The 13,423-nt window shown below is 60.7% G+C and carries 13 protein-coding genes; 10 read left to right on the top strand and 3 right to left on the bottom strand.

Annotation, left to right across the window (positions count from 1 at the left end; translation table 11 throughout):
* Positions 1–4: 4 nt before the first annotated feature.
* The 3 genes from Q1A85_RS12905 (at position 5) to Q1A85_RS12895 (ending at position 2,425) form a co-directional block, all read left to right on the top strand.
* Positions 5–847: an NAD(P)-dependent oxidoreductase gene (locus Q1A85_RS12905; RefSeq protein WP_299689686.1), complete on the top strand. Its 843-nt coding sequence runs from the start codon at positions 5–7 to the stop codon at positions 845–847.
* Positions 848–950: 103 nt separating this feature from the next.
* The gene (locus Q1A85_RS12900) at positions 951–1,895 is read left to right on the top strand and encodes an NAD(P)-dependent oxidoreductase (protein ID WP_299689683.1); all 945 of its coding nucleotides are present in this window, start codon (positions 951–953) and stop codon (positions 1,893–1,895) included.
* Positions 1,896–1,933: 38 nt separating this feature from the next.
* Positions 1,934–2,425: a hypothetical protein gene (locus tag Q1A85_RS12895; protein ID WP_299689680.1), complete on the top strand. Its 492-nt coding sequence runs from the start codon at positions 1,934–1,936 to the stop codon at positions 2,423–2,425.
* On the opposite strand, the gene Q1A85_RS12890 is transcribed toward Q1A85_RS12895, so the two are convergent.
* The 3 genes from Q1A85_RS12890 to Q1A85_RS12880 are packed head-to-tail and all read right to left on the bottom strand — an operon-like array spanning position 2,422 to position 4,945.
* Positions 2,422–2,982 (bottom strand): hypothetical protein, encoded by a 561-nt coding sequence (locus Q1A85_RS12890; RefSeq protein ID WP_299689678.1) that lies wholly within the window; start codon positions 2,980–2,982, stop codon positions 2,422–2,424. The genes Q1A85_RS12895 and Q1A85_RS12890 overlap by 4 nt on opposite strands.
* A complete protein-coding gene (locus Q1A85_RS12885; protein WP_299689675.1) occupies positions 2,979–3,521 on the bottom strand; it encodes a TadE/TadG family type IV pilus assembly protein in 543 nt (180 codons plus the stop codon). The genes Q1A85_RS12890 and Q1A85_RS12885 overlap by 4 nt, the downstream gene beginning before the upstream one ends.
* On the bottom strand, positions 3,518–4,945 hold the full coding sequence (locus Q1A85_RS12880; protein ID WP_299689672.1) for a TadE/TadG family type IV pilus assembly protein: 1,428 nt from the start codon (positions 4,943–4,945) through the stop codon (positions 3,518–3,520). The genes Q1A85_RS12885 and Q1A85_RS12880 overlap by 4 nt, the downstream gene beginning before the upstream one ends.
* Positions 4,946–5,276: 331 nt before the next feature.
* Here Q1A85_RS12880 and Q1A85_RS12875 point away from each other — a divergent pair, with 331 nt between their 5' ends.
* The 7 genes from Q1A85_RS12875 to Q1A85_RS12845 all read left to right on the top strand — a co-directional run bounded on the left by Q1A85_RS12875 (position 5,277) and on the right by Q1A85_RS12845 (position 13,419).
* A complete protein-coding gene (locus tag Q1A85_RS12875) occupies positions 5,277–6,707 on the top strand; it encodes a Glu/Leu/Phe/Val dehydrogenase (protein ID WP_299689669.1) in 1,431 nt (476 codons plus the stop codon).
* Positions 6,708–7,011: 304 nt separating this feature from the next.
* Entirely contained in the window at positions 7,012–7,896 is an 885-nt protein-coding gene (locus Q1A85_RS12870) for a hypothetical protein (protein ID WP_299689666.1), read from the top strand.
* A gap of 140 nt (positions 7,897–8,036) precedes the next feature.
* The gene (locus Q1A85_RS12865; protein ID WP_299689663.1) at positions 8,037–9,290 is read left to right on the top strand and encodes a sarcosine oxidase subunit beta family protein; all 1,254 of its coding nucleotides are present in this window, start codon (positions 8,037–8,039) and stop codon (positions 9,288–9,290) included.
* Positions 9,291–9,363: 73 nt separating this feature from the next.
* Entirely contained in the window at positions 9,364–9,624 is a 261-nt protein-coding gene (locus Q1A85_RS12860) for a sarcosine oxidase subunit delta (protein ID WP_299689660.1), read from the top strand.
* Positions 9,621–12,551, top strand: a complete 2,931-nt coding sequence (locus tag Q1A85_RS12855) for a sarcosine oxidase subunit alpha family protein (protein ID WP_299689657.1) — start codon at positions 9,621–9,623, stop codon at positions 12,549–12,551. Before Q1A85_RS12860 ends, Q1A85_RS12855 begins: the two co-directional genes overlap by 4 nt.
* Entirely contained in the window at positions 12,544–13,083 is a 540-nt protein-coding gene (locus Q1A85_RS12850) for a sarcosine oxidase subunit gamma (RefSeq protein ID WP_299689654.1), read from the top strand. The genes Q1A85_RS12855 and Q1A85_RS12850 overlap by 8 nt, the downstream gene beginning before the upstream one ends.
* Before the next feature lie 36 nt (positions 13,084–13,119).
* On the top strand, positions 13,120–13,419 hold the full coding sequence (locus tag Q1A85_RS12845; RefSeq protein ID WP_299689651.1) for a hypothetical protein: 300 nt from the start codon (positions 13,120–13,122) through the stop codon (positions 13,417–13,419).
* The last annotated feature ends 4 nt before the right edge of the window (positions 13,420–13,423 follow it).

Below are 13,423 nucleotides of genomic sequence, written 5' to 3'. Positions count from 1 at the left end.
CGCAATGCTGAAGAAACTGGTTTTGACGGGAGCGGCGGGCAAGCTCGGCTCTTATCTGCGGGGGCCGCTGGCTGCAATGTGCGAGGAGTTCGTGAGCACGGACATTGCCGACAGCGTGCCCGGTCTTGCGGCAAACGAGACCTATATTAAGGCCGATCTGTCTGAACTGGCGCCGTTCGAACAGATGCTGCAAGGTGCTGATATGGTTGTGCATTTTGGCGCGATCGTGGACGAAGGCCCGTTCGAGGAATTGCTGGGGCCAAATTTCATCGGAGCGTACAACATTTGGGAGGCCGCGCATCGCAATGGCTGCCGTCGGGTGGTCTATGCCTCGTCCATCCATGCGGTTGGGATGTATCCCAAAACAGAAGCCATCGGCATCGATGTGCCGCACCGGCCCGACACGTTCTACGGGCTGGCCAAGTGCTTTGCCGAAGATTTGGGTCGGATGTATTGGGAAAAACGAGGGTTAGAGGCAGTGTGTCTGCGTATCCTGTCCTGCGCCCAAGTGACGAACCCCAGGGCCGTGGGCACATGGTTGAGCTATGACGATTGTGTGCGCCTCGTGCAGCGGGCCATCGACACGCCGATCACTGAATTTTCGATCATTTATGGCGTGTCAAACAATGACCGCGCGCCGGTCGACAATTCAGGGGCACGGCATTTGGGCTACAAGCCGCAGGACAATGCAGAGCAGTTTGCCGAGGCGATTTTTGCCGAATATGGCGCGCTTGACCCCCATGATGTGTCGAACGCGCGCCATGGAGGGCCTTTTGCGGGCATCGAACTGGGTAAATCCGCGATGTCGTTGCTCAACCTTAACAAAGATGACACGGGCAAGGGCTGAGTTGGTCTGACATCATGTGAGAGGTGTCGCAAACGGGACGGACTTTGCACGATGGACCGGATTGCCTGCGGCGAAATGCGTATCGTCCAAGGGGAACATTGTCATGAAAATCGGATTCATCGGGCTGGGAAATGTTGGGGGCAAGCTGTCGGGCAGCTTGTTGCGCAACGGCCACGACGTGGCGGTGCACGATCTGGATGCGGCGCTGGTCGCGGCCAAGGTCGGCGATGGCGCGCGTGACGGCGGCAGCCCGGCTGAATTGATGCAGACCTGCGATGCCGTGATCACCTGCTTGCCCAGCCCCGCAGCTTCGGCAGCGGTGATGGACGAGATGCTGCCGCATATCGGTCCCGGCAAGATTTGGATGGAGATGTCGACAACCGATGAGGCGGAGGTCAAACGTTTGGGCGGCGCGGTCATAGCAAAGGGCGGCGCGGCGGTGGATTGCCCGGTCTCGGGTGGCTGCCACCGGGCAGATACAGGCAATATCAGTATCTTTGCAGGCTGTGACCGGGAGACGTTCGAGCGCATTCTGCCGCTTTTGACCACGATGGGTCGGCGGGTGCTGCACACAGGCGATCTGGGATCTGCATCGGTGCTGAAGGTGCTGACCAATTACCTCGCGACCGCAAATCTTGTGTCGTGCGCCGAAGCGCTGACCGTGGCCAAGGGTGCGGGCATGGATCTGGCCGTGGCCTACGAGGCGATGGCGATCAGTTCGGGCACGTCCTTTGTGCACGAAACCGAAAGCCAGGTGATCCTGAACGGTTCCCGCGACATCTCGTTTACGATGGACCTTGTGGCCAAGGATATCGGCCTGTTTCAGGACGTGGCCGACCGGGCCGGTGTGCCGCTTGAGCTTAACCCGCTGCTGATCGAAATTTTTAACGATGGAATTGCGCGGTTTGGGCCGCGCGAATTGAGCCCGAACATCATAAAGCGGCTCGAAGAGGTCACCGGGTTGGACGTCACGGCCCCCGGTTTTCCGTCTGAAATGGTAGATGATGAACCCGAAGAGCGGGGCGCTGAAGTGATCGTGCGCCGCTGACCCTTGTGAGCGGGCCACCTGACGGGTAGGAGGCCGACATGGGCAAAGCTGCAAAACAAGACGAAGTGCTCGCCACCGTCCACTCTTCGGCCGGGCGGCGTATTCTTGGCGTCGGATCAATCTGGGTGCTGGCGGTGCTGGTGCTGTATGTGGCGGTTGTGAACCCGCCCGAGCCGGGCTGGCAGGTGTTCCTGTTTGTCGTGGGCGGCGGCGCGATCTGGATGGCGGAAAAGATGCGGCGCGCCACGTCGCACGCGATTGAACTGACCCGGTCAGAGCTGCGCGACACCCGCGGCATGGTGCTGGCACCTGTGGATCAGATCGTGAGTGTGGACCGAGGCATGTTTGCGTTCAAACCTTCCAACGGTTTTTTGCTGAAACTGTCGCATAAGGCGCCACGCAGCTGGCATCCCGGCATGTGGTGGCGGATGGGCGCGCGGATTGGGGTGGGCGGTATGACACCCGGTCATCAGGCAAAGTTCATGGCCGAGATGATCTCGGCCATGATTGCGGAGCGTGACGGCGTTTAGACGCCTGCGCACTCGTCAAAGCAGACGCGCGGCGCATAGCGGGGACGGGTGAACACGAAGTTGTGGATCTCGTGATCGCTCAGCCCCATGTTGAACGGCGGATCGTATTGCTCGAACGTCTCGACCACGACCACACGCTCTCCGTCAGGCATAACCGGCAGGTGGTTGCGCAGCGCCTCGACGGCGGCATTGTCCAGCGCAGGCACCCAGCCTTTGACCTGGCTCCAGTCGCGTTGGTATTCGTCCGCATCGGCGTCGTATTTTACGCTGGTGATGCGGATCGCAAAGTTGCTGGGCTGGGTCCACGACATATATGCGGCCATTTCGTGAATGCCTGTCAGATACGAGGTGTCCAGGGGGTTCGTTTCACGCGAAATAACGTCGCCAATGGCATAGGCCGTTTTGATGTTCAGCGAATGCGTCCGGTAGGCGTGAAAGAACGAGTACATGGACAAGTAGGCCCACATCAGCATCGGGATCACCAGAACACATTCCAGTGCGATGCTGCCGCGTTCGTTGTCGCGGAAGCGGCGCAGGAAGCGGGAAATATTCATCATGAGCTTGGCTCCTGAACAAAGACGGATACAGCGATGAGCGGATAGTACTCGTTGCCATCCTTCGTCATGGCCTCGCCCATACCGATACGGGGGAAGACCGGGTCATAGAGATAACAGGCCCGCAGGATCATCAGCGAGTGTTCCGCGCCGTGAACAAAGGACCGCGAGGGGGCCAGCGGCTGCGCGGTGTCGACACAGTCCGCGCCGCCTTCAAAGGCCACGAAACCGCGCGGATCGACCGGGTTCATCTCAAGTTTCAGATGCGCGTTGCAGTCCTGCAGGAAGCCTGACTTTTCGCAGATCATCGCCTTGACCTGCGTGTGCGTGTAATTCTGGCCCGTGTTCAGGCGAATGTCGCGCACAGCAAGGTCGAGACCGCGGTCCAGCCAGTTCTGGCGGAAAGCGTAGATGCTAAGTTCGAACGCGGACAGCAGGAGAAAGATCAGGATGGGGAACATGATCACGAATTCGATCACAGGTGCCGCCCCGTCTTCGTCGCGCCGAAAGCGGCGGAGGATAGTGCGTACTGTCCGGGTCATTGTGTGAGCCTCAGCTGGTTGATCTGTTTGGCGATAGCTTCAAAGGCTTCGGTGATCTCGACACCTTCCACGCGGAAGAAGTGGGAGGGGGACGAAGCGCAGTCTTGCATGACGCCGGCGGAGTAGTTGGTGACCTCAAAGCCGATCGACCAGACGACGATGCCTTTGTTCTTGGCCGCCGTGCAGATGTTGCTCAGCATGGTGTCGGCTTGGCCGGACGTGTACTTGGTGTAACGCCAGTTGTCCCAGCTGCCTCCGACATAGTTGTTGAGATACCAATGCAGCGGATACTTGGTCCAATGGACGCGGGCGTTGTGCCAGCTGTAGTAGTAATCGTCGATCCGCGTCGTGTTCACGTTCTGACCGTCGGTCATCAGCAGTACGGTTTTCAGCGTTTCGGTGTCCGAGTGGTCGGCTGGACGGTTGCCAAAGGCCGCGTCCACCTTGTTCTGCAAACCCAAGGCCTGCGTCACCGGGCGGAAAGACGGGTCGAGCATGGCCACGCCCCATTTCATCCCGATGTGGATGGAGGTGTTGGCACGTGCGCGGTAGTTGTTGATGCGGTTTTTGAGCGTCGTTGCGTTCTGGCTAAAGCCGATGATCTGCTCGTACTCGCGTTTCGTTTGTTCGGGGTCCGAGCTGTAATAGCCGTCGTCGCGGCCCGGGCAGCCCGGATTGGAGACGGGGTTGGAGTAGTTCCAGCCTTCGTCGAAGAACTGCATGTGCTCGTAAGTGCCGTCCATTCGCACCGTTGTGGTGGAAAAGTCGGTTTCCTCGAAATCAATGCACCAGCCGGGGTTGCCGGACCAGCGCGAGATATTCATGGCGTTAAAGATGTCCTCACCGGCGCTGACCTGCGCGGTGTAGGGGATCAACGACACAGAGATCAGGTCTGCATTCTCGGGCTTGAGAACGGTGTCGATGAACACGCCCGCCGCGTCGTGCAGGTTGTTCATCTTGTTGTCGCTGCCCATCGAGCCGGAGATGTCCAGCACCATGGAGATTTCGACATTGGACACCCGTTCTTCGGCGGCGCCACCGGCGGGCACCTGAAGTTCGGGCACGCCCATCAGGCGCATGAACTGTGTATTGGTTGTGGCGTCGGCCCGTGCGGTCACGGTACGATAGTTCAGACCTTCATCGACCGTCACGGACGTCAGGTACTGGCCCATGCCCGCCTTGTCGAAATAGTCTTGTACAACGGCGGCAGGCTCCAGCGTCTGATCGAGGTCAGCCGCCGCCAGCACCGCGCGGTCCAGCGTATTCTGTACGCGAGTCCGCATCATTTCGTTTTCCATGAGGTCAACGGCAATGCCACCTACAAGCAGCATCATCATGAGCATGTAGACCGCAAAGTAAGTAACTGTGCCGCGCTCGTCCCGTTTGAACTGTGCGACTGAGCTCCGCAAATCAGCGAGCGTCATCTGCGTTCTGTTCCATTTCCGAGGCATTTTGCACCTTCATTTCAACCAATGGGCCCAAAGCAGGCCTAATTTTCCAATCATTGGTGTGACGGCGGAATATGGCTGAAATCAGGCAAAACAACGGAGTGTTCGGGGTGTTTTTCTACGCTTTGGAACCAATACGCGGCCGAAGGGTGCATTGTGGGTCGGAATCAAGGCTTTTGCGGGGGATCGTGCGCGACATGTTGAAAATGCCAAAAAAGAGAATCTGGCGCTGGTTAACGAAACCGTCATAGCCTGCGGTCACAGACTGGCCATGCGGCCGAGTCGTGCCGGAGAGAGGAGACCCCGGATGAGCACACCCCAGGAACCGAGCTTTCGCGAGAGCGTCGACATTATGTTCAACCGCGCTGTTGCGCTGATGGACCTGCCGCCCGGGCTCGAGGAAAAGATACGTGTGTGCAATGCGACGTACACTGTCCGGTTTGGCGTGCGTCTGCGCGGGCAGATCCAGACGTTTACAGGTTACCGGTCTGTACATTCCGAACACATGGAACCGGTCAAGGGGGGCATTCGCTTTGCCTTGGGCGTTAATCAGGACGAGGTGGAGGCGCTGGCAGCGCTGATGACCTACAAATGCGCATTGGTGGAGGCACCGTTTGGCGGCTCCAAGGGTGGGCTGCACATTGATCCGCGCGAATATGACGATCATGAGATGGAACTGATCACGCGCCGGTTTGCCTATGAGCTGATCAAGCGCGACATGATCAACCCCGCGCAGAATGTGCCCGCCCCCGACATGGGCACGGGCGAGCGCGAGATGGCGTGGATTGCGGACCAGTACAAACGGATGAACACGACCGACATCAACGGCGTGGCCTGCGTGACCGGCAAACCGACCAATGCGGGCGGCATTCAGGGCCGTACGGAGGCGACCGGTCGGGGCGTGCAATATGCGCTACGCGAATTCTTCCGCGATGCCGAAGGTGTCAAAAAGGCGGGGATGAGCGGAACGCTGGATGGCAAGACGGTCGTGGTGCAGGGGCTGGGCAATGTGGGCTACCACGCGGCCAAGTTCCTCGCTGCGGAGGATGGCTGCAAGATCGTCGGGATCATCGAACGCGATGGTGCGCTGACCGATCCGCGCGGACTTGACGTGGATGCGGTTCGGAACTGGATCGCCGGGCATGGCGGTGTGGCAGGCTATGCCGACGGCACCTTTGTCGAAGACGGCTCGACCGTGCTTGAGGAGGAATGCGACATCCTGATCCCCGCCGCGCTCGAGGGGGTCATTCACATGGGCAATGCGGCACAGGTCAAGGCACCGCTGATTATCGAGGCCGCGAACGGTCCGGTGACCGCTGGCGCTGACAGCATCCTCCGGGATAAGGGCACCGTGATCATTCCCGACATGTATGCGAATGCCGGTGGTGTGACCGTGTCCTATTTCGAGTGGGTCAAAAACCTCAGCCATATCCGCTTTGGGCGGATGCAGCGTCGTCAGGAAGAGGCGCGGCACCAGTTGGTTGTGGACGAGCTTGAGCGGCTCAGCCGTCATCTGGGCGATGCGTGGAGCATGACGCCGGACTTCAAGCAGAAATACCTGCGTGGCGCGGATGAACTGGAACTGGTCCGCTCGGGCCTTGATGACACGATGCGGGCGGCCTACCAGTCGATGGCATCGGTCTGGCATGATCGCGACGATGTCGATGATCTGCGCACGGCGGCTTACCTCGTGTCCATCGGCAAGGTGGCGGACAGCTACCGTGCCAAGGGGCTCTAGCCCCAAGCGCCGTCTGGCAGTGGCCAGTTCAGACTAAAATCACTTTTTTTGCAGCGGGGCCGAATAACTCTTCGGCCCCGCGTGTAATTCATGTGAAGGCACAGCGCAGATCCTGTCCAAACCTTCGAACAACATGAATTGCACGAGCGACCCATGGCTCGTGTCCGATAACGCGTTTGCGCGAAAGGAGACATCACGTGCCTTGGTTCCCGAATTTTGAAAAAGTCATTTCCACTGGCGACACAGCGAACACGTATTTCATCGCTGTGTCAGCCAGTTCCCATTCCACATGGGGGACCATCTGATGTCTGGTTTTGCCTTCTGGAAAAAGAAACGCACGCGCAACCGTCGGCGTAACCGGGTGCAGGTGGACCGCAGAGCGGCAGTCGCCGCATGGAAGCAATTGCCCTCGTTTGCCGGGTTGCGTCTGGTCATTGGCCAGAACCATGCCGATGCCGTCATTCAGGTGTACGAGGAATATATCGAGCGCGCCGTGCGCTGGATGGACTACGAAGAGGACGCGGCGGAAATGTACGCGCCGCTGATCAACGGCTACCTGCTCTATGAGACCCGGATGATCCTCGACGTGCAGGCGCAGATCAACGGATTGTGGGCCAGATGCAGCAATTGCGAACTTGAGCCGCTTTTGCGCCGCAACAACATCGATCCATTTGAATGGCGCATTCCCACCAACCCGATGGAAGACGATCTATGGAAGGGTGTGAACTGGGTCAACAGTCATGATCCGTCGGTTGAGGCGCGCCGCAAGACGCTGCGCCTAATGATGATCCTGCACCGCGACTATGACGTGCGTCAAAAGAACACGTTCGACCGCGCCAATCATGAATTGATCGGCGCCGAAGTGATGGCCACCCCGGCTTACGCACACGGGCGCATGGTCAATCGTGGCGGTGCCTATCCCAGTTCGGCGGGGGCAAAGTGGCTCACCGAACACATTGAGCGGCTTGCCATGACACTGCAACTGACGCCGGGGGATCAAAGTCGTCGCTGGGACGATCTGGCCTGTTTTCTCTATGGGGCGTACATTCGCGCGCAATCCGCGCCGGATGGGAACAAACGCACGTCGCGCGCCATTTTCATTGCGACCCTGCGCAAGGGCGGCCGGGATATTCGCGTGCCGAACACCACTTTGGCGCAAACGCTGTTGGGGCCGAACTTTATCCGCTGACATGCTGCCGGGGAAATGTGCCGCTACATTCCGTCGCTGACGGGCCAACCTGTGTCGAAATGGGGCGGATGTGGATGCCGCCCCTTGCTACTCCTGCACAGAGTTGATGGTATTCCATCACAAAAGTGCGTGGAGGCGACATGCGGTTCTCAGGGCTCAAAATCCTGACCGAAGGGTTGACGGGCAACAAGGGCTGGGGGCCGCATTGGCGCAGCCCCGAACCCAAGCCCAACTACGACATCGTGCTGATCGGCGGTGGTGGGCACGGGCTGGCCACGGCGCATTACCTCGCCTCGGTGCACGGGATCACCAATGTGGCGGTACTGGAGCGCGGCTATCTTGGAGGTGGAAACGTCGGGCGCAACACCACAATCGTGCGCGCCAACTACATGCTGCCGGGCAATTCGGAATTCTATTCGCATTCACTGAAACTGTGGGAGGGTCTGGAGGAGGACCTGAATTTCAATGTGATGCATTCGCAGCGCGGTATCATCAACCTCGTGCATTCGGACGGGCAGCGGGACGCCTTTGTCCGGCGGGGGAATACGATGCGTGCGCAGGGTGACGACGCCGAGATGCTGACACCCGGCGATTTGCGTAAGCTGCTGCCGATGATCGATTTCGATCAGACACGCGTTCCCATTTTCGGTGGCCTCTACCACAGGCGTGGCGGCACTGCGCGGCATGACGCCGTGGCGTGGGGCTTTGCCCGGTCGGCCAGCAACCGGGGCGTAGACCTGATCCAACAATGCGAAGTGACCGGGATCGACGTGGAAAACGGTGTTGTGAGGGGCGTGCAGACCACCCGCGGTCCGATCCGGGCCAAGAAGATCGGTATGGTCGCTGCGGGCCGGTCCTCGCAAGTGGCGGCAATGGCAGGTCTGCGCTTGCCCATCGAGAGCCACGTCTTGCAGGCTTTTGTGACCGAGGGGCTGAAACCCTGCCTCGACCACGTGGTCACTTACGGCATGGGGCATTTCTATATCAGTCAGTCCGACAAGGGTGGGCTCGTGTTTGGCGGCGATCTGGATATGTATGCCAGCTATGCCTCGCGCGGGAATCTGCCGCTGGTCGAACATGTGTCCGAGGCGGCGATGACGCTGATGCCGGTGTTGGGCAAGGCGCGGATGCTGCGCAGTTGGGGCGGGGTGATGGACATGTCACCCGATGGGTCCTTTATCATCGACAAAACGGACATCGAGGGTCTCTTTGTCAATTGCGGGTGGTGCTATGGCGGGTTCAAGGCGACCCCGGCATCGGGCCACACCTTTGCGCATTTGCTGGCAACGGGGCAGCCGCACGAAACAACAGTGCGGCACCGTCTGGACCGATTCCGCACCGGACGCGGGATCATGGACGAAGAGGCCACCGGGTCTCAGCACAATCTGCACTAGGAGAGATGGTCATGGTGCAGTTGAGTATTTGGAAAGAGAAGAAGCAGGGGACCTGTTCCCGGAGGATTGTCTGATGCGCATTCCCTGTCCGATTTGCGGTGCCCGCGACCGGCGCGAGTTCTACTATCAGGGCGCCGCTGTGGCTCTGGCCCGTCCTGCGCCGGATGCAGGAGAGGCTGCGTGGGACGACTATCTGCATCTCCGTGAAAACAGTGCGGGCGATCTGGATGAGCTTTGGAGCCACGATGCGGGTTGCGGCGCGTGGTTACGGGTGACGCGCAATGTATCGAGCCATGAGGTGAAGGCAGCAGTGCTGGCGAGGGATGCGTCATGAGGGTCGAAGGTAAAGGCCTGATCGACCGGTCACAGCGGCTGTCGTTTCAGTTTGATGGCAACACATATCGCGGATTTGGAGGCGATACGCTGGCCTCTGCGCTGCTGGCCAATGACGTGCGGCATGTGGCGCGATCGTTCAAGTATCATCGGGCGCGGGGGATTTTGACCGCAGGCTCCGAAGAGCCGAATGCGCTGGTGACTGTTGGTAGGGGCCCCGATACAGACCCAAACGTGCGGGCGACGGTGCAGGAAATCTATGACGGGTTGGAAGCGCGTCCGCAGAATGCGTGGCCGTCGCTGGGATTTGATCTGTTGAGCGTGAACGATTTGGCCGCGCCATTTCTGGGGGCCGGGTTCTATTACAAGACGTTCATGTGGCCACGCGCGTTTTGGGAGCGGCTTTATGAGCCGTTCATTCGGCGGGCGGCGGGCTTGGGGGCACTGGGCGCAGAGGCGGACGGTGATCACTATGAAAAGGCCTATGCGTTCTGTGATCTGTTGGTGGTCGGTGCGGGTCCTGCCGGATTGATGGCTGCGTTGACAGCTGCGCGCGCAGGGGCGCGGGTCATTCTGGCAGATGAGGATTTCGTGATGGGTGGGCGGCTCAACGCGGAAACGCTGGAGATTGGGGGCGCGCCCGGACACGCTTGGGCGGCGGAGGCTGTGGCGGAACTCGCAGCTATGGACACTGTTCGGCTGATGACGCGCACGACGGTTACCGGGGCCTATGACGGCGGCACCTTTGGCGCGCTGGAGCGCGTGGCGCATCACCGGACACGCCCCGAGGGTGGGGTCAAGGAGACGTTCTGGCGGATTGTTGCGCGGCGGTCCGTGCTGGCGGCGGGTGCGCTGGAGCGGCACATCGCGTTTCGAAACAATGACCGTCCGGGCGTGATGATGGCGGGGGCTGTGCGCGCGTATTTGAACCGGTGGGGTGTGGCACCGGGCAAGGCAATCACGGTCTTTGCCAACAATGACGATGCACACCGGACGGCGCGGGATATGGTCGAAGCAGGTGTGCATGTGGCTGCTGTGGTCGACAGCCGCGCAGATGCGGTCGCGCAGGGCGATTACAGGGTCATTGCGGGCAGTCAGGTCACCGGCGCAGAAGGCCGCAGGGGTCTTGAGGCGATTTCGGTCGATGGACCCGCCGGATCTGAGAAGATCGCGACGGATTGTCTGGCGGTGTCTGGCGGCTGGAACCCGACGGTGCATGTGACGTGCCATATGAACGGGCGCCCCACATGGTCGGATGACATCGCATCATTTGTACCCACACCCGGAGCCATTCCGGGAATGATCGCGGCGGGGGCCTGCAATGGCGCTTTTTCGACAGCGGCCTGTTTGGCGGCGGGGGCATCGGCGGCACGCGAGAGCCTTGAGGCTTTGGGCTTGCGCGCGGAGGACAGCATTGTGCCAACAGCCGAAGATGCGCCATACGCCATCGCGCCGCTTTGGGCCGTGCCGGGCAAGGGGCGCGCGTGGTTGGATTTCCAAAACGATGTGACGGTCAAGGATGTGAAGCAGGCGGCGGCGGAAAACTATGCCTCCGTCGAGCATATGAAGCGTTACACGACCCAAGGCATGGCCACGGATCAGGGCAAGAATTCGAATGTCGCGGCACTTGCCGTGCTGGCAGATGCAACAGGGCGCGGCATTCCAGAGACGGGGACAACGACATTTCGACCGCCCTTTGGCCCCGTGGCGCTGGCGGCACTGGGGGCCGGCGCGCAGGGCACGGGGTTTGCGCCTGAGCGCAAGACAACCAGCCATGCGGCCTCGATGGACATGAAAGCGCCAATGATTGCAGCCGGGCTTTGGTATCGCCCGTCGTATTTCCCGCGGGACGGAGAAACGTCGTGGCGGCAATCCTGTGATCGTGAGGTCGGCTATGTGCGCGAGGCAGTGGGCGTCTGTGATGTCTCGACGCTTGGCAAGATCGACATTCAGGGGCCGGATGCAGGCAAATTGCTGGATTTCGTCTACACCAACATGTTTTCGACGCTCAAAGAGGGGCGCGTGCGCTATGGGCTGATGCTGCGCGAGGACGGGTTTGTCATGGATGATGGCACCACCGCGCGGTTGGGGCCTGCGCATTTTGTGATGACCACGACCACCGCTGCGGCGGGTCAGGTGATGCGGCATCTGGAGTTTGTCAGTCAGGCGCTGCACCCGGAATGGGATGTGCGGATCATGTCGGTGACCGAACAATGGGCGCAGTTCGCTGTGGCGGGGCCGCAGGCGCGGGCGCTGCTGAACGGGATGCTTGACCAACCCATCGACAATGAAAGCTGGCCGTTCATGGCGTGCGGGGCCATTTCCATCGGGGGTGTCACGGGGCGGCTGTTCCGCATCTCGTTTTCGGGGGAACATGCCTATGAGGTCGCTGTGCCCGCGCGGTTTGGGGCGAGCCTGTTTGCGGCGCTTGTTGAGGCCGCCGATACTATGGGCGGCGGCGCGTACGGGATGGAAGCGTTGAACGTGCTGCGGATCGAAAAAGGGTTCATCACCCATTCCGAGATCGACGGTCGCGTGACGGCGGCGGACATCGGCATGGCCCGGATGCTGTCGGCCAAAAAGGATTTCATCGGCAAGACGATGGCGGCCCGGCCCGGTCTGGTCGAGCAGGGGCGCGCGCAATTGGTCGGCCTGAAACCCGTTGGCCCGGTCAGGCAACTGACCGGTGGGGCCAAGATCTATACCGATGGCGAAGAGCCGGTGCGTGCGCATGATCAGGGCTATGTCACCTCTGTCGGCTTTTCACCGAGCTTTGGGCATTTCCTCGGCCTTGGATTTGTCCGCGACGGTCAGGCGCGTCATGGCGAGGTGTTGCAGATGGTCGACCACCTGCGGGACATCCGTACACGGGTGGAAATTTGCGATCCGGTGTTTCTGGACCCAGAGGGAGGGCGCGCGCGTGGTTGACTTGGTGGCCGAGACCCCGCTGCGCGGGATGACCGAAACGACCATTGGCACGGTGACGCTGGCTGAGGTTGACCTTGGCACGCTTACCTCGATCGCGCCCTACACGGGCAAGACCATTGGCGATGTGTTCAAGGACGCCCATGGCATGGCGTGGCCCGGTCCGGGCCGCGCCACGGGCAAGACGGGCGCGCGGGCGATCTGGTTTGGCCGTGAGATGGTGATGTTGGCGGGGCCTGAACCGGATGCAGCTCTCAATGCCTATGGGGCGATGACGCTGCAAAGCGATGCGTGGGCGTGCGTGACGCTGTCCGGCGCGGAAGTGGAGGCTGTTTTGGCGCGGCTGGTACCGCTGGACCTGTCTGCCGAAGCATTCAAGCGTGGCCATACCGCGCGCACGCTGATCCAGCACATGACCGGGTCTGTCACGCGGATCGGGGCGGATACATTCCTGTTGATGGTGTTCCGGTCAATGGCGGGCACCCTGCGTCACGATCTGGAAAGGGCCATGGAAAGCGTCGCGGCGCGCCTGTAGACTGCGCCGAACGATTCCGAAGGAGCCTCGCCCACCATGACCCGTTTCGCCCTGTCCTGTGCCGCCGCCTTGTTTGCGCTTCCCGCCTTTGCCGATGAAAAGGCCGAAAGCTGCGGATATCAGGCCGAGGTGGTCGCCGCCGTCCAGCAGGCCCGTCTTGACCGCGTGCCCGAACGAGAGGTCAGCGCGCATATCCTCGCGCAAGAGCCCACGTGGCCGGAACGGTTCAACAACGCGATCCCACTGATTGCGCCGTGGGTCTACGAGCAAAAGCGCCGGGTGATCCGCAAAGAGGACCTGTCGGCTGCATGGAACGAGCTGTGCCTACAGCAATAGGCTC

This window comes from uncultured Tateyamaria sp., assembly GCF_947503385.1.
GTDB lineage: Bacteria > Pseudomonadota > Alphaproteobacteria > Rhodobacterales > Rhodobacteraceae > Tateyamaria.
Note: the sequence above shows the minus strand (reverse complement) of the source record. Positions and strands in the feature narration are given on the sequence as shown.

Bases quoted from the DNA above. Each gene is read 5' to 3' on its own strand.
- Q1A85_RS12890 (WP_299689678.1), bottom strand. From the start codon at position 2,982: ATGATGAATATTTCCCGCTTCCTGCGCCGCTTCCGCGACAACGAACGC.
- Q1A85_RS12895 (WP_299689680.1), top strand. From the start codon at position 1,934: ATGGGCAAAGCTGCAAAACAAGACGAAGTGCTCGCCACCGTCCACTCT.
- Q1A85_RS12855 (WP_299689657.1), top strand. From the start codon at position 9,621: ATGAGGGTCGAAGGTAAAGGCCTGATCGACCGGTCACAGCGGCTGTCG.
- Q1A85_RS12900 (WP_299689683.1), top strand. From the start codon at position 951: ATGAAAATCGGATTCATCGGGCTGGGAAATGTTGGGGGCAAGCTGTCG.
- Q1A85_RS12905 (WP_299689686.1), top strand. From the start codon at position 5: ATGCTGAAGAAACTGGTTTTGACGGGAGCGGCGGGCAAGCTCGGCTCT.
- Q1A85_RS12875 (WP_299689669.1), top strand. From the start codon at position 5,277: ATGAGCACACCCCAGGAACCGAGCTTTCGCGAGAGCGTCGACATTATG.
- Q1A85_RS12860 (WP_299689660.1), top strand. From the start codon at position 9,364: ATGCGCATTCCCTGTCCGATTTGCGGTGCCCGCGACCGGCGCGAGTTC.
- Q1A85_RS12845 (WP_299689651.1), top strand. From the start codon at position 13,120: ATGACCCGTTTCGCCCTGTCCTGTGCCGCCGCCTTGTTTGCGCTTCCC.
- Q1A85_RS12885 (WP_299689675.1), bottom strand. From the start codon at position 3,521: ATGACCCGGACAGTACGCACTATCCTCCGCCGCTTTCGGCGCGACGAA.
- Q1A85_RS12880 (WP_299689672.1), bottom strand. From the start codon at position 4,945: ATGACGCTCGCTGATTTGCGGAGCTCAGTCGCACAGTTCAAACGGGAC.
- Q1A85_RS12865 (WP_299689663.1), top strand. From the start codon at position 8,037: ATGCGGTTCTCAGGGCTCAAAATCCTGACCGAAGGGTTGACGGGCAAC.
- Q1A85_RS12870 (WP_299689666.1), top strand. From the start codon at position 7,012: ATGTCTGGTTTTGCCTTCTGGAAAAAGAAACGCACGCGCAACCGTCGG.